9 protein-coding genes are annotated in these 16,873 nt (G+C 51.5%); 7 read left to right on the forward strand and 2 right to left on the reverse strand.

Annotated elements, in window-relative coordinates; all coding sequences use genetic code 11:
* Window positions 1-717: 717 nt before the first annotated feature.
* From H8B09_RS16625 to H8B09_RS16655, 7 genes are all read left to right on the forward strand, one after another.
* The gene (locus H8B09_RS16625) at window positions 718-5,133 is read left to right on the forward strand and encodes a helix-turn-helix transcriptional regulator (RefSeq protein ID WP_224753690.1); all 4,416 of its coding nucleotides are present in this window, start codon (window positions 718-720) and stop codon (window positions 5,131-5,133) included.
* A gap of 215 nt (window positions 5,134-5,348) precedes the next feature.
* Entirely contained in the window at window positions 5,349-6,023 is a 675-nt protein-coding gene (locus H8B09_RS16630) for a response regulator transcription factor (RefSeq protein WP_191204679.1), read from the forward strand.
* Window positions 6,023-7,402, forward strand: a complete 1,380-nt coding sequence (locus tag H8B09_RS16635) for a sensor histidine kinase (protein WP_191204680.1) — start codon at window positions 6,023-6,025, stop codon at window positions 7,400-7,402. Before H8B09_RS16630 ends, H8B09_RS16635 begins: the two co-directional genes overlap by 1 nt.
* A gap of 65 nt (window positions 7,403-7,467) precedes the next feature.
* The gene (locus H8B09_RS16640; RefSeq protein ID WP_191204681.1) at window positions 7,468-8,595 is read left to right on the forward strand and encodes an ABC transporter permease; all 1,128 of its coding nucleotides are present in this window, start codon (window positions 7,468-7,470) and stop codon (window positions 8,593-8,595) included.
* Complete coding sequence (locus H8B09_RS16645; RefSeq protein ID WP_191204682.1) at window positions 8,592-9,269, forward strand: ABC transporter ATP-binding protein; 678 nt, start codon at window positions 8,592-8,594, stop codon at window positions 9,267-9,269. Before H8B09_RS16640 ends, H8B09_RS16645 begins: the two co-directional genes overlap by 4 nt.
* A 93-nt stretch (window positions 9,270-9,362) precedes the next feature.
* Window positions 9,363-9,761: a VOC family protein gene (locus H8B09_RS16650; protein WP_191204683.1), complete on the forward strand. Its 399-nt coding sequence runs from the start codon at window positions 9,363-9,365 to the stop codon at window positions 9,759-9,761.
* 213 nt (window positions 9,762-9,974) lie between these two features.
* Entirely contained in the window at window positions 9,975-10,439 is a 465-nt protein-coding gene (locus tag H8B09_RS16655; protein ID WP_191204684.1) for a DUF8821 family protein, read from the forward strand.
* Between the two features lie 99 nt (window positions 10,440-10,538).
* Here H8B09_RS16655 and H8B09_RS16660 read toward each other — a convergent pair whose 3' ends face one another.
* Both H8B09_RS16660 and H8B09_RS16665 read right to left on the reverse strand, forming a co-directional pair.
* Window positions 10,539-12,083, reverse strand: coding sequence for a trypsin-like peptidase domain-containing protein (locus H8B09_RS16660; RefSeq protein WP_191204685.1), 1,545 nt, complete (start codon window positions 12,081-12,083; stop codon window positions 10,539-10,541).
* Between the two features lie 214 nt (window positions 12,084-12,297).
* Window positions 12,298-16,737 carry a helix-turn-helix transcriptional regulator gene (locus H8B09_RS16665; protein ID WP_191204686.1) on the reverse strand — a complete coding sequence of 1,480 codons (4,440 nt, stop codon included), beginning with the start codon at window positions 16,735-16,737 and terminating at the stop codon, window positions 12,298-12,300.
* Window positions 16,738-16,873 lie beyond the last annotated feature (136 nt).

Genomic DNA, 16,873 nt, shown 5'->3' on the forward strand with positions numbered 1-16,873 from the left:
TTGCTCTTTCAGCCAATACGTTGAACCGTACTGCATTGGTAAGTCTTTGTCTGAATGGGCATAATGGGTTCATTAAAAGTGACACGAAGGAGCGCATACTCGGAATATGGATCATCCTTTTATAATCTTGCCTGAAGAACAAGCACCCGAGGGCACGGAGCGTTGTGAACTTTGCGAACTATCCAAGCAGCGGACTCGTGTCATATGGGGTGAAGGAAATCCGAAAGCCTCGATTATGCTGATTCTAGATAATCCCGGTGCCCGAGAGGATCGGCAGGGAATTTCAGGAAACGCCGATCAGCTTCACCTATCACCCGCTTGCAGTAAGAAGACGGCCTAACTTACTAAAGTTTTTCGTAGAGGATTTGAAAGCCTTGAAAGAGAAGTGGGAGGAGATCAACGACTATGAGGGGGACGTACTAGCAACGCGTTAGTGTTAGTGGTTATTTAAGGGCGCCCGACGACCGGGTGCCCTTTGCTATAAGCTGCAGTTTACGCTCTGCGCATGCGCGTAGAGGTGAACTGCAGCTTATTTGTGTTACCGTACAAGCCGTTGATTGGTGAGGAGCAATACGTCTCGTAGGCTGGACGCTGCATACAGTCATCGATTAAGATTTATTTAGGTAGGTTAATAAGTCGGTCTTACTAACCGAAATTATTATTATATTCTGAAATATCGACATTCCGGAACGAAAAATATAACTAAGATAGGTGTGCATGATCATCAGCAGAGACAAGATTTTAAGGGACTATATGACGCACCCACCTATAGATCTTGCTGCATTCATTGAACTGTCCGTTATACTGGCAGGGATGGTCTATCGTGAACATCAACAGAATAGGGTAATCGGCTATCTTAGCCCTGATCATATCAGCATTCAGCGGCAGGAGAAGACAGCGCGTATATCCGGGAATGCGGAAGGTCATGCAGCGTACCGTTCTCCTGAGCAATTCGGCCGGTTCAACCTTGTGCCGAGCGGACGCAGCGATCTGTATGCATTAGGCGTTATTTGCTATGAACTGTTAACCGGGCAATTGCCTTTTTACCCTGACTATGAAGAAGACTGGAGCACCGTACATATCCGTAAGGTACCCCAACCGATATCCGATATTCGGCCGGAAGTGGACGAAACACTGCAAGCCGTATTGATGAAGCTGTTGGCTAAATCGCCTGTGGACCGTTATCAAAGTGCGTACGGACTGCTTGAAGATCTGCTGTTATATCAGAGGATGTTAGCCAGCGGCGGAACGTTGGCGCCATTCCAAGTGGGCCGGTTGGATACAATCCGTACGCTTTCATTGTCCCACTGCTGGTACGGGCGAAGTGCCGCCGTTATGCAGATGGAGGCAGGGCTTGAGCAGGCCTTTCAAGGCTTGAACGCCTTTCGCTGGGTGATAGGCGAGGCGGGAATTGGTAAAACGACGCTCGTCAACAAGCTTGAGCAGCGTGTCGTTCAGCGTGGAGGCAAGATGATAGTCGTGCAAGCGGAACCTTCAGGGCGGTCCGTACGCTGCGGGTTGCTCCTACGGGTGCTGCAGCAATGGACTCATCAGCTGTGGAGCGAGCCATCCGATGTCATTACGCAGCTGAAGAACAATCTGCAGGCGAAGTTTAATCGCGAAGCGTGGGCTGTCATCGTCTCCTGCTGGCCAGAAGCCAAGCTGTTGTTAGACAGCGACGATACGGAAGCGGCATCCGTTCTGGGCGATGTGAAGGTCTGGGATCAGTTTGAAGAACTGCTGCCGGACCTCATTCGCTGCATGGCCGAATGCAAGCCTCCGCTCGTTGTGTTTGTGGACAATCTGCATTGGGCCGACGATGGCACGCAAACGGTAATTCGTGCACTGGCATCAGCAGGGAAGACATCGGGGTTGCTCCTGATCGGAGCTTGCCAGATGGAGGAGGACGACGATTCCACTCGGGACGGAATGAATTCCAATCAAGTGGCGGATGTGACTTGGCTAACGGAGAGATGCCGTGCGAATCCAGAGGAACAAGTGGCGCTCCTGCCGCTGGATAATGACGATGTGAAGCAGCTAGTCTCCGATGCTCTGCATGAGAATTCGGCTCGCATTCGATTGTTGGCGCGGTCTGTCCGCGATCAGACCGGTGGAAATCCTCGATCGATTCGCCTTTTGCTGGAAGGCTGGCTGCAGGAGAAACGGCTTAGCTTTGATGAGACGCGACGTCAGTGGGTGTGGGACTCAGAGGTAGTCCGGTTAATAAGCAGGTCAGAAGCAAATCTCCACCTGTTGGGGACAACCCTATCCAAGCTTCAGGGAGATCGGAAGGAGTTCTTGGCAATGGCCGCCGCGATCGGTCCGATCTTTCGTTTGTCAAACTTGGCTGAAGCGTGTGGCAGGACACAAGATGCTGCATTCCGCTGGCTTGAAGAGGCGGAAGCAGAAGGCATTATTTATCGGGAATACGACACGGGGCAGGACAATGAGCACGATCCCATTTATCTGTTCGTCCACGAATCCATTCATCAAATGGCATATGCTCTTGATTCAGCGGGCAATATGCGCCGGCATCGTACTATTGGACAACTGCTGCAGCGTTATGCCTCAGAGTCGGGCAGCGATATGCCGCATGCGGCGATCGATCATCTGAATCTGGCTGTGCCGGTTTTATCGGAGACAGAGATGAAGCAGCTAATGGAGCATAATCTTCAGGCGGGTCAAGAGGCCTTGGCATGCGGTCGTTATGCGCGGGGGAAGTATTATGCGGAGAGCGGGCTTCAGCTTTCAACAGCAGGTACAGGCGGAGAAACAGGGGCGCTTGACCTAAATACCGAGCTGCAATTGGTATTGGTATGGGCAGAGTATATGGACGGCCATGTTGAACGAGCGAAAGATCGGCTAGTGGAATTGAACAAAGACAGCGGACGATTGAGCCGAGCGGAACGCATAAACATATGGGCGCCCTTAATCCAATTCCATGCATTCGCGGACAATGCGGGGGCGATTCAATATGGGCAAGAGGCGCTGGCAGCATACGGCTGGAAGCTTCGGGAGAAGAGCTCCCTCTTGTCGATCGCCAAAGAAGTGATGCAGACTGGGGTTCTCTTATATCGCAAACGCGACAAACCGCTTCCTGTCGCCGACCCTCTTGATAAGGAATATGCGGAATTATGCAGGCTGCTGGAGCTGTTGTTCTTCCCGCTGTTAGTTCATGATGGGCGAGCGCTGCTGGAGTTGTATGCCCGATTCATTCGTTATGGGCTGGATAAAGGGGCGAACGAGTCGCTGGCCATCATCATCGGCGGATATGAGCTCATTCTGCAACGAATATTTCCAAGCTTGGTTCAGTCGGTCCCGATTGCTGAGCGTATGTTTCTGCAAATCGGCGATACCACGACGCTTAGGAATCGGCACTTGCTCACTTTCCTAAGCGGAATGTCCAAGCAGATAGATAAGCCGCTGGAAGCGTTCGCCACGATTTTTAATGCAATGCGCCAAGGACTGGAGTCCGGTGATAAAGACTTCGCTAATCTGGTTCTAATGATTTGCATGTTAGGTAACAACGGGAACTTGAACGCCTTGCAAGAGCTGCTCGAATACTTTGAGGACAATATGCGGCAGAATGCCGATGACAAGACGCTGGAGATGGTGATGCTCACGGCTGGTTATGTAGCGGCGCTGCAAGACGAATCTCGGACGGACAGCTTTGTTGCAATTCCGCAGACTCGATCCGGTGGCGATCCGGAGCAGCAAGATGAGGACAACTACAGCTGCGGCTGTCGTCTGGAGGCGGCCTACATATCGGGCAAATACCGAGAGGCGCTGTATTGGGCGAAGCGGGGACGAGCGAATGAGCTGCCATTGGATTGGATACGAATCCGTAAGCAACGCGTATTCGAGACGCTGGCATTATCGGCGTTATTCTTCGAGACGAATGAAGAAGAACGCAAGCGGATTCGGAAGGCTATACGTACACAGTTACGCAAAATGAAGAGCTGGCGTGGATTTATGGGACATGCTTCCTCCGCTTATCTGTTGGTGAAGGCAGAGGAGGAACGAACGAACGGAGACTTGATGGAGGCTGTGCGAGGCTATATAGCTGCAATCGGGCGGGCGAGGTCCGAGAAATATGTGCTGATGGAAGCGATAGCTTGCGAACGGCTTGCTACCTATTATCAAGATGACGCACTCAGTCGATCCGGGGCAGCGATTACGATGATGGATGCTTGTGCCGCCTATGCGGATTGGGGCATCACATCCAAAGTAACGCAGATTAGAAGTCGGTATGCCGAAATGCTTCACCCGATCTCCCAACGTTATGAGGGGCCGGTTCTGGAGGGGCAAATCGAAGACAAGCATGCTAGAATCGAAATGTCTCGTCGGCAGAAAGGTCCCGTGGATGACGTGGCTTCGCAGAATGAAGCGGAATATGAGCTTGTGAGACGGCTCGTTAATGGGATCGGTGGCACTAAGGATGCTGCTGATTGGACAACGAAGCTCTTGGAAGCTGCCCTTCGACAAGCAGGTGCTGATCGGGGGCTCGTGCTGAAGTGTCTGGATGATGGTTTCAGCATCGAAGCAGACCGATCGGACCGAGTAGAGAAGGGGGCGACGTCTGGATTGTATGCAGAGAGCGTCCTGCGACATACGGTAATGACTGGGGAACCGCTTGTTCTTCATGATGCGTCTCGAAGCTTCTGGGTGAAAGATACCTACATTGCAACTGGAGAGCTAAGATCGATCCTGTGCATGCCGATAGCGGTTCCTGGAGATCGCGCTTCGTATTTGCTTTACTTAGAAAATCGGCAGATGCCAGGCGTGTTCTTGGAGCGGGACATACAGGTACTGGATCTTCTGGCGACGCGGATTATTTACCTTCACATGTTGGAGGCAGAAGCTGCGGCAGCATCCATGCAGGATGCTGCGACCGATATCGTGTCGTCCGCGCTAGGCTCCGCTCAACAGGAGTTGACTGAACCGCTGACTGAACGGGAAGTAGAGATTGTGACAGCAATGGCGGAGGGCATGTCCAACAGAGAAATTGCCGACCGGTTCGGTATTGCGGAGACAACGGTCAAGACGCATACATCCCGAATTATCGGCAAGCTGGGCGTCAAACGACGCGGTCAGGCCGTTGTCAGGGCCAAGGAGCTGCAATTGATCAAATAACATAAAATGCTCGTCCCTACGTTCTTAAATGAGCGCAGCGACTGAGCATTTTCCTTTTTAATCCGTATGGTAGCTGGCCAACATGGCACGCGCTTTCTCGGGATCGCCATTCAAGGGGTGGTTTCGCTGTGTGTAGTGACATTAATTTGTAGTCAACTCCGCACTGTGTTTAAATACTGTCAGTGAGTCTTATCGATAAAAGGAGGTTGTTAACGTTGAACCATTTGCTGCTTGCCGACGATGATCCGAATATTAGAGCGTTGGTGCGTTATGTGATGACCCGTGAAGGATATAGCGTACATGAGGCTCAAGATGGGGCCGAGGCGGTCAAGGTAATGGAACGCTCGCCGATTGATATGGCGATCATTGATGTGATGATGCCGCATATGGACGGGTTTGAATTATGCGAGCATATTCGGCAGCATTACGATATCCCGATTATTTTGCTCACAGCCAGAGATCAGTTGTCGGATAAAGAACAAGGTTATCTGATGGGAACGGATGACTATGTGACGAAGCCTTTCGAGCCGGAAGAGCTGCTGTTCCGCGTGAAGGCGTTGTTCCGCCGCTACAAACGAGCTGCGGATGACATGATTCGGATGCATCGTATTACCATTGACCGCAAGAACGTTGAAGTGAGCGACGGACAATCCATTATTTTGCTGCCGATGAAGGAATTTGAGCTGTTGGCTCAGTTGGCGCAGTACCCGGGTCGTCTCTTTTCCCGCGATGAGTTGATTCGCCTTGTATGGGGTCAGGACTATGAAGGGGACGAGAATACCGTTAACGTGCATATTAACAGGCTGCGTCAGCGTTTTGCTGATTACGCGGATGACTTCATGATCCAGACGGTGCGGGGAATCGGCTACAAGATCGTGGTGAAGGACTGATGAAGAGCCTATACTATCGCGTGTTTCTGATCACTTTGGCCGTCATCTTCGCCAGTAGTGTGCTGGGGTTCCTCGCTTCGAACATTTACTACCATGTGAAGCTCAAACCCTATAACGATGAGAAACTCGTTGCCATTGCTGAGCACATGCAGAACTATATTGAATCTGATCCTGCGGGTATGGAGAGTTATCTTCGCAACGCAGCCGAGCTAGGATACGAGATCTATGTGACGGACGGTCAATCGGACTCGCAATTCTATGGGCGGAACTTCCGCGAGCAGGATCTGGACAAGCAGGACATCGGGCTCGTACTTGGCGGGGGCACTTATCACGGTGTGGCGCAGTTTCCGAACAAGCCGTTCATCACTGGTTTCTTCGATAACCGCCTGAGCAATACAGTGGGTGTTCCTGTTCAAGCGTCCGGGAAGACCTTCGCCTTGTTCATGCGTCCCGATGTCCTGCTCCAGTTCGGCGAGCTTCGAACCTTCTTCGCACTGGTCGGATTGCTCACAGTCATCATCAGCATTTTATTGTTCCTCATCAGTACCCGCTATATTGTGAAGCCGATTACGCGGTTAACCGATGCTACCAAACGTCTTGCTCAAGGAAACTATAATCATCGACTGTCGACGGGAAGACGCGATGAGATCGGCCAACTGGCTGAACATTTCATGACGATGAGCCGGGAATTGGAGCGGGTGGATCTTGCGCGCCAGCAATTTGTATCGAATGTGTCGCATGAAATCCAATCGCCGCTTACATCCATCCAAGGGTTCGCCAAAGTATTAGCGCAAGGGGATCTACCGGAAGAGGAACGACAACAGTATGCTTCGATTGTTGAAGCCGAGAGCCGACACCTCTCCATGTTGAGCAAGCAGTTGCTGCTGCTCTCGACGCTGGAACAAGGAGAAGAAGCGCTGAACAAGAAGGACATTTCGTTACGCGGTCATATCCGTCAGGCAGTCGAGATGCTTCACTGGCAGCTGGAAGAGAAGGATTTGCTGCTAAAGCTGTCTATACCTGAGTCTGTTTCGGTTCACGGCGATGAAGTATTGTTGATGCAAGTATGGACAAATTTGTTGAACAACGCGGCAAATCATATTCCGTCGGGTCGAAGCATTGAAGTGCTTGCGGAGGATACGCAATCGTTCACCCGCGTCGTCATCTCGGATACTGGAGAAGGGATTGCTCCTGAGCATTTGCCTTATCTATTCGATCGGTTCTTCCGTGTCGATCGTGCACGAGAACGCGCTTCGGGCCGAACGGGCTTGGGGCTCGCTATCGTCAAGAGGATTGTGCAGCTGCACGAGGGAACGATTGAAGTGAGCAGCTCGCAAGGCGAAGGTACAAGATTCACTGTAACGCTTCCCAAATTGTAATTTGTTATTTATGCGCCATTTATATTCGCTTCCTATACTGGAGACATCCAAAGGAGGGAAGCATTATGTATTTGGCCATTCGAGAAATGAGATTCGCGAAAGTTCGCTATTCGCTGATTGCAATAATTATGCTGCTTGTCGCCTTCCTGGTTTTATTCGTTACCGGGCTTGCGCGAGGGCTTGCCTATGATAACGCGGCATCGATTCAGAATATGAACGCGTCGCATTTTATTATGGAGAAGGATTCGAATCATCGCTTCACCCGCTCGCAGGTCACCGAACAAGTATTGAACCAAGCAGGTTCGGTTGCAGGACACGAGAACGTGCAGCCGCTTGGCGTTAGGATGACTACGATGACGGCAGAGGGGACAGCCGGCAAGCTGGACGTAACGATTCTAGGAATGAATCCAGAGGGCTGGTTGATGCCCAAGGTTACAGAAGGCGCAGCGATTCCATCCAACGGGTCAGGTCGTGTGCTTGTGGATCGTAAGCTGAAGGATTCGGGGGTTATTGTTGGTACGGTTCTGCTCGATCAGGCTTCAGGCTTGAAATGGACGGTCAGCGGGTTCGTCAGCCATGAATCATTCAGCCATTCGCCTGTCGTGATTCTGAATGAACAGGACTGGCAGCAGCTTCAGTCGTTGGCAGCGATGCGACCAGGGACTGGACAGTCTGAAGACGGAAAGATCTATAATGCAGTTGCCGTACAGGCGACTAAGCACCAAGCGGAGCAGCTAGCCGCAGCCTTGCCGGACTCCGAGATCGTCACCAAATCCGACGCTGTCTCAGCCATTCCTGGCTATAAGGAAGAGCAGGGTTCGCTGTGGATGATGATTATCTTCTTGTTTATCATTTCTTCATTTGTACTGGCGGTATTCTTCTATGTTGTTACGATTCAGAAGAGCAGTCAATTCGGCATCCTTAAGGCGATTGGCACACGGACGGCGTACCTGGTGCGAAGCGTTACGCTACAAGTATTGCTCCTATCCGTAGGCAGCCTATTGATAAGCATGCTGCTTGTTGAAGGGATGAAGTCGGTCCTGCCTGACGGTATGCCGTTCCTGCTGGAGTCGTCTACATTGGCGTACACGAGTGGCGCCTTTATCGCGGTGTCGGTAGTCGGGTCATTGCTTTCCGTCTGGAAAGTAACCAGAATAGACGCCTTGGACGCGATTGGGAGGAGTGCGGCATGAGACACAGACTGATCCTGGATAATATCACACATACCTTCGAGGATGGCGGTATGCAGCGAACCGTGCTTGATCACCTGAACCTGCATGTATCGGAAGGGGAATTTGTTGCTGTTATGGGGCCGTCCGGTTCCGGGAAGAGCACATTCCTATCGATAGCTGGTGCGCTGCTTAAGCCGACCAGCGGCGTGGTCTTGCTAGATGGGGAATCATTAGCGGGCAAAGAGAACAACGCCTTGTCCGACATGCGCCTGCACAAGATCGGGTTTATTTTTCAAAGCGCCAACTTGATTCCATATTTGAAGGTGGAAGAACAGCTGATGCTGGTTGCAAAGCAGGGCGGCATGAAGAAGACGAAGGCGAATGAACGCATTCGGGAGCTGTTGCACAAGCTGGGCTTGGAACACCGCAGGAATGCCTATCCCGATAAGCTGTCAGGCGGCGAGCGTCAGCGCGTTGCCATCGCAAGAGCGCTCATGAATGATCCAGCGGTGCTGCTGGCGGACGAACCGACGGCGAGTCTAGATGCCGCAAGAGGAATGGATGTTGTCCGGATGATTGCCAGGGAGGCTCAAGAGCGAGGCAAAAGCGCCGTTATGGTTACGCATGACGAACGGGTGCTGCCGCTGTGTGACCGTGTTCTTTATTTGGAGAATGGCTGTTTAATCGAGAAATAAAAATAATTTTTTTTTCAGACATGTCGATTCTGCCGTCATAGGTTCGTCGCCTTAATAGGAGTTCAAATAAACGACTATGGAAGGACGATGAACATGACAACACAACTGAATGCTTATATTCAATCGGAGGATGCGAGAGCGCAGGCTGCATTCTATATGCAGGCACTGGGCGGAGAGGTCCATTCGGTGATGACTTACGGGCAAATCCCTGGAGCGCCGGAAGAAAACAAGGACAAAGTGATGCATATGGTTCTGTCTGTGGCAGGAGGCAACATCCTGTTCCTGGCTGATTCCCCTTTCGGAGCATCCCCATCAGGAAGATCCGTTTCACTATCGCTTACGTTTGATGACGAGGCGAAAGCTCGTCAATCTTTCGAGAAATTAGCTCAAGATGGCACTGTAAAGTACCCGTTCGTGATGCAGTCTTGGGGAGCCTATTATGGAGAGATTGAAGATAAGTTCGGAGTCAATTGGATGATTGTGAAGAAGTAAACTATTGAGATGTTGGATGTTCCGACAGGTAATCGAGCGGATCATTAGTCGCTATAAGGAGCATGGTCTATTCGCAGATCATGCTCTTTTTATTTTCCGACCGTAACGATAAACACAGACGTTTAACTTGGAGCGTTTTTGGTATAATATTTGGTAGATCGATAGGGTGCATAGAAGTACGGCCTTAAGAACAACAGAAAACGAGGGATGGAAATGGCGTATACCGTTGATTTTAAGAATGTGTCTACCGTTGGCCTGGAATCGTCGCCTGTAGCAGAAGCGCTGGCAGGGCTGCGTGCGAATGAAGCGCGTTATTTTATGAACAAATACAAGCATGAGTTTACAGTTGTTCCGGCTAGCGAGAGCCAAGCCGATATGGATTATGTGAACAAGATTCTGAAGGAAGAGCGGAATATCGAGTTCGCAGCGAAGCCGCTCGAGACGTCGCGTTTTCAAGTGGAGAACATCGACTGGACTTATGTCTTTTATGAGGATGGTCTTTCGGTCAATGTCTTATATACGATTGATGACCCTAAGAAGCGGGCCGTTGGCTTCAAGCTGTCTGATGGCATGGAAGTGCCGAAAGAGCTCGAAGAGAAGTTTAAGTTTGCTAGGCAAAAGTCTAAGCTGGCCGGTACGATTCGCGGCTCTTACTTCGTCATCAAAGGTGAATATTAATCATTCATGAGCCTCTATCCCGAGTATGGGATAGGGGCTTTATCTTTATAAGAAGAAGAGGAGGACGGCCTGATCGGTCCGCCCTCCCGCAATCTTAGGTCACTTCTCCGAGTCCGACTGTTCCTTCTCCGGCCTTGCATTTGATTCCTCTGCCTTCATGGAGGGTTCCCCGACTGATGGGGGAGCCAATGGTCTTCGTTCCAACTTGAAATTAAACTTTCGCAGCAGCAGGAGGATAATGACCATAAGCACTGCGAGTATAATCACGCCGCCGGCAACGAGCACAATAACGGTCCAATTCGTTCCGGTCTCGGCGGGAGCATTGTTCATTTTCATACGGGAATCGGAAATAAACGTCTGGATATAAGGGTAGCCGGGATTGAGCTCATTGACTTCACGGAATTTATCAAGGGCGCGGGCATACTTGCCTTCATTGTAGAGGGCCAGCCCTTCTTTATACAGGGCAGTCAGTTGGCTTTCCGCCGGTGTGACGTTCAATTCCTTCAGGAACTGGTTGGCGATATTAATCGGGATGACAAAATTCATGCCCTGAACTTCGGCGCCATTGTTGGAATCGATACTGCCGAACGTGGCGACGCCGATGACTTCCCCTTGCGCATTAAAAACAGGACCGCCGCTGTTGCCATGAGTCATTGCAGCGTCGACCTGAAGGATATCCCAACCGCCAGGCATCGTCTTGCGAGCACTGATGAGTCCCGACGTGAGCGACGATTCCACTATACTTTCTTCGGCCAGCATCGGGTTAAAGGTGGCGGCGCCCGGATAGCCGATCACATAAATTTGATCCCCTGTACGCAGCGCGCTGTCATCGCCAAGCGGGACCGTTGGCAGATTGTCTTCATCGATTTTGAGAATGGCGATGTCCTTGCCTGGGCTTGGCTCTCCGCGTTTCTTAACCTCGCTGGCGAATCCCTTCTGCAACACTTGAACGCCAGGTATGGCAACGCCCATCTGGGTGTACACTTGGGTTTGAACTTCGGCAAGCGTCGTGTATCGGATATAGAAGCCGGCGGCCGCGTTACGCAGCTGCTGTAGGGTTTCTTCCGTTGGCTTGTAGTTGGATCCTTGTAGCTCGTTAACAAAATCGGTAACGTCCTGCTCAATCAGCTCCTGCAATCCTGTCGTAATGAGAAGCTCTTTAAGCTGGTCCTCAGGCGTGTAGACCACATGGGCATTGGTCAGAATATAGCCGTCCGGGGTAATGATGAAGCCGGTTCCCGTCGCGCCAGCCTTCACTTCTCGGGTCGTTACGACATCGGTTGGAATGAGGTATTTGAAAGGGTCTTTGAAGATCGCTGCCAGTATCGCATCCATGATGGCGTTGGTGTCGTTGCTCAGTGTCCCATTCATAATGTCCGCAGCCAGCTTGTTCTGCAGCTGCGCAATGGCATCCTGCGACATGACCACGCCAGGCGTAGACAGTTTAGCCGTATACAGGGTTGCGATCATGACAACACCGGGTTTGTTCGTGTCGGCAATGACCCTTGGGTCCATAGGGCTCTGTTCCGCAGCATCCGCTGGCAGGGCGCACACGGCAAAGACCAATACAGAAGCAAGGAAGAGGACGATCAGTCGGCTAGGCACTTGTTTCAACCGACGATAATCCCCGCGAGAGTAATTCATTCAAGCTCCTCCTTAAGAAACCCCCTATTTATGGTAACAAATGGGGAATTTTAAAGTACGGAACGATTATATTGGGCAGGGCCTGCGATTAGAATAACAAATGACATCAGCGGTGCGGTCACATATGTTTATATTGTGGATCAGTAGAGTATTAACCAATAGAGACCCACAGCTTTGCGCTGAGGGGCTCTTGCTTGATGAATAGAGGCTTTTGTTATTGATTTCCTTCGAGCAGCTTCAGCTGTTTCGCTTGCGCTACCGCTTTCGTACGGCGATTGACCTTGAGTTTGGCGAAAATGTTCTTCACATGCACTTTCACCGTGCCAATCGCGATAATTAATCGATCAGCGATTTCTTTATTCGACAGTCCCGCCGATAACAACGCGAGCACCTCCAGTTCACGTTCCGTCAGCGGCTCCTCCATCATGCCATCGGGCACCGAAGCCTCTTCTTCATCTGCAAGTTCGGAAGGGGCGGGTTCGTGGGAATTTTGCAGTAAGCACATAAAGATGCCATGCGAAGCCATTGCCAGCAATACGGCGGTACGGTCAGGAGCGAAGATGCCCTTCGCGAGCTTGTTCTCAAGGTAGAGCACGCCCAGAGTGGAGCCGTGAACTGTAACAGGCATGCACAAGGCGGATTGCGGTCGGTGCTTCGCTATATACGGATTATGGATGAGCCAGCTTTCCTCGCCGTCGTTATAGAGAATCTCTTCTCGCGTACGGAAGACATATCGGATAATGCCCTCCGGCAGAAGTGCGCTGTCGCTCAGCGGCCATGGGGACGCCGCAGCCTGCCGCTCCGCATCGGAGTAGGCCTGAACAAGCAAATGATCGTTGCTGGCCGTAAGCAGCGCTCCTTTGCTCGCGCCGGCTGCTTTCATCAGCGTGCTCATAATTTCAACCAGCACAGTATCAATGTCCAGCTGGGTCGTCATAGCTTGGGTTGCCTTTAGTACGGCCTTGAGATCGAGGTTATCTGCGGATTGCGAAGCTTCCTGCGCATTGTTCGCTTGCAGTTTCCGATCCTCATGGCTTATAACGATCGACGGTCGTCCATCAGCGGATGTTGAATCAGCTTCCTCCTTGCCCAGCCATTGCCACAATAATTGCTCGAGCGGCGTCACCTTAATCATAACGCCCCACTCCCGATACCCTTCAATCGACAACTGCAAATAATGAACGGCCGTCTTGTTCTTGCCAATCCGCCAGTAATGAATGGCAGCGAGCTCGCCGGCGATGCCCGTCACGTGGCAGTCGCCTTGTTCTCTTGCTTCGCGGAGCGCCTTGTCATACATCTCCTCCGCCGTTCTGTCATTGCCAGAGGCACGGTGAAGCTCAGCTTGGAGGAGATCGTACCGGGACTGATAGTTCATCGGACTCCACGTAGCCCATTTTTGAAAAAGACGTATCTTTCGCATATTCCGCTTCGATTGCCGCTGCGAACGATTATAGCAGGCGAAAGATGCGAGCGTCTCATAGAAGACGCATTCCGGCCAATGAGGCAGATGAGTAGCATAAGCCTCGAAACCTGCAGCTTGATCAGCCCAGCCGATGGCATCTTCATACTTGCCAAGCAGGAAGCATAGCTGCGTTTTATAAGTAATGTATTGATACATAGTGGTGGCCGAAGTCTCTTCCTTGCGAATAAGGTCCAGGAAACGTGCTTCGTCAAAACCACCGCCGCTGAACGAGTCCGGCGCATCCGTCTTTCCTTGAAGGGCGAGGATGATCTGTTGGTAGAGGTGGAAGTTCTGTCTGACGAACTCGTCGTTGGTCGTATCCAGCACCGCCATATACTCCGCAATCGTTCGGGCTAACTCGATTAATGTTGCCCTCGTGTACAAGGAATTGACATGGCCGCCCATCGCATAACTGGCGAATACGTAGTCGCCGGAGTTCATGCCATGCTTCAGTGCTTGGGTCAAATAATAGTCGACCTCGCCCGCGTTCCCGGCGAATTGGCACAGCACCGCGCCGAACATCGTATAGGTTCTGCTCTTGATCGATGCGCTGTCGTAACCATCGGCGAGTTCCAGACCTACCTTGCTGATCGCGTAACCTTTATCGGGTTTTCCTCGCGCCGTTCCCAGCAGCATGCCGAATGCGGAATACATAGCTGCAGACGCTGGCGCCTTGCCGTATTTGAGCGTTAAGTGAACGGCTCTGCATACGAGCAGGAAGAACACCTTCTTGTCGGTGAAGAACGTGGACGGGATGATCGCATGGATGAGATTCATCGCGGCGATCCGACTCGGGTCCGTCATTTCTTCTATGGCAGCAAGCTTGTCGAATCGGTTGCGCAGCAATGATTCAATACGCAAGCCTTCCATTAACAATGTCGGTTTGCCCGGTGCGGGAGAGAGCCAGACGTGATGCTCTTTCAGGCTTTCAAGGCCAAGGGCTGTGCTTTCCAAATACTTGCCCTGATTAATGTACTGCGTAATTCGAATCAATTGCACTCGGCTGCGCTCAATTGGGTTGCGTGCGCGCAAGAGCAGCTTATCGATTTCTTGTTCCGACACAGCGTAATTGCCGCACAAATACTCGCATTCGGCTCGCTCGGCATGCAGCTCGAAACGAAGCTCGAAATGTTCGTTCCAATCCGTAGGAGACAGCAGTTCTATGCCTTTAGCGAAATAGCTCAGCGCCACATCATAAGCGGAGGAGGATTTGGCGCGTCTGCCGGCCTCCAGATTCAGACTTGCGAGTTCCAGTACTTTGCGTTCATCTGTAATCAGTCGAGAACCTCGATTCAGATGGTTAACACGATCGAATGTGCGATCCCCGATTTCTGCTCCGCTCAAGCAAGTCCCGATTTGAATATGTATTTTTTGCTGGTCATCCTCGCCGATCCCGCTGTAGATCAGCTTCTGAATATGATCGTGAGCGAATCGGTAAGTGTCCGCGTCTAATCGAACGATGAGACCTTCTGCTTCCACTGCAGCCCATTCCTCGGTTGGCTCTCCTTCCATTCGTGCGGCCTCGAATATGAACTTCGGCAGGAAGGTACTTCCGACGCAGGCAGCAATCCGGAGCAAGCCCAAGGCACGGTGCGGCAAGCGCTGCAGCTTGCGCCCCATTAAATCTAGGATGGCGTAGCTCGGCAGCTGTTCGATGATCCGGCCCAAATCCCACTGCCATCTCCGCTGTCCCTGACAGTACTGCAGGACGTTGTCGTCTTGTAAACGAAGCAGAACTTGTTTGAAGTGAAACGGGTTGCCGTCAGTCGCATGGTACAGAAGCTCCGTCAATGCAAGCGCATCGTCTGCCGGGCAGTTCAGCGTTTCCATCACGATCCGGTTCATGTGCGCCTGGTTTAGCGGCTCTAGATGAATGTGACGGACGACGGCTTGATCGGTCGCACGTCCTCCCGGTTCATATCCAGGCAGTTTGCTCGAATCCATCTCGGTATGCCGATACGTTCCGATGAACATCAGGTATTGGCATTCAGGATCGCTCAGCAGAGCATGGATCAACTGCAGGGAAGAGGCATTGGCCCACTGCAAATCATCAACGAACAGGATAAGGGGGTGCTCTTTACCCGCCAGCGCTTGAATGAATTTGCGGAACACATACGTAAACCGTTTCTGCGATTCGTTGACCTGCAATTGTTCGACCTCCGGCATGTTGCCGAGCAGCAGGCCAACTTCCGGAATGATCTCCGCCATGATGGCTGCGTTTGGTCCCAAGGCATTCCGCAGCTTGCGCTCCCATTGTGCGACCTTGTCTATCCTCTCACCTAACAGATGACGCATAAATCCGCGAATAGCTTGAATGATCGGATAATAAGGGCTTTCTTGCGGCAACTGCTCGAACTTTCCGGTGATGCAGTGAAATTCACCGTTCTGCAGATGCCTCCGAAACATCTCATTTATTATGCTTGATTTGCCGATACCGGCTTCGCCAGACACGTATACGATTTCTGTCGAACCCAAGCACGCGGCATGGAATGCTTGCGTAAGCGTGACCAGTTCATGTTCTCTCCCATTAAAATGCTGCTCCAAGCTAAACGTCTCATGGGCCCGTCCGATTTTGTCCAGATCCGCAATGAGAAAGTCGATGCTGGGGTACCGTTTATCCGGATTTTTCTCCAACAGCTTGAAGACAATCGATTCAAGATGGGCACTCCATGATGGTGCTGCGTCGTTCATCGGAGGCGGACTTTGAGCCAAATGCAAGTATACCCATTCAAGAGCGTTATCAGCGACGAAAGGCAGCTGACCGGTTAACATTTCATAGAACATGACGCCTAGGGAGTAGAGGTCGCTTCGCTCGTCCACCGCACGCAGCATTCGGCCGGTATTCTCCGGCGAACAATAGGGCCAGCTGGCCTCCGCGATCGTTTGTCCGGGGGGACGCAGGTAGCCGTCCGGCGTGCGTTGGATCGCGTATCCGAAGTCCTGCAAACTAACCTTATGGTTATCGGCGGATATGAGCAAACGTTCCGGACGCAGGTCGAGATGAACCATATGATGCAGATGAAGTTCGCCGATGCACGATGCAATGGCTCTCGCCATACTGAGGAATGCATCTGCTTCTAGGTACGAGGGCGACTCCCTATTCATCCATTCTCTGAGCGTAATCGCTGCTTTATCTTCTAAGTCCCCGTCCAATCGGAGACGATCGTACGGGGGCAGGTTGACCACTTTCATTACGTAACACCTCTGGCTTTTACGAGTCGAGTTGGCTTATTACCTATCATTTTAATAGAAGAAGTGCCATTTTGCAGAAAATTATCGAATTTTGGCTATAAATCGGACCTCGAATACCTGTCTTGCTCGAAAAATA

The organism is Paenibacillus terricola (assembly GCF_014779765.1).
Taxonomy (GTDB): domain Bacteria; phylum Bacillota; class Bacilli; order Paenibacillales; family Paenibacillaceae; genus Paenibacillus_T; species Paenibacillus_T terricola.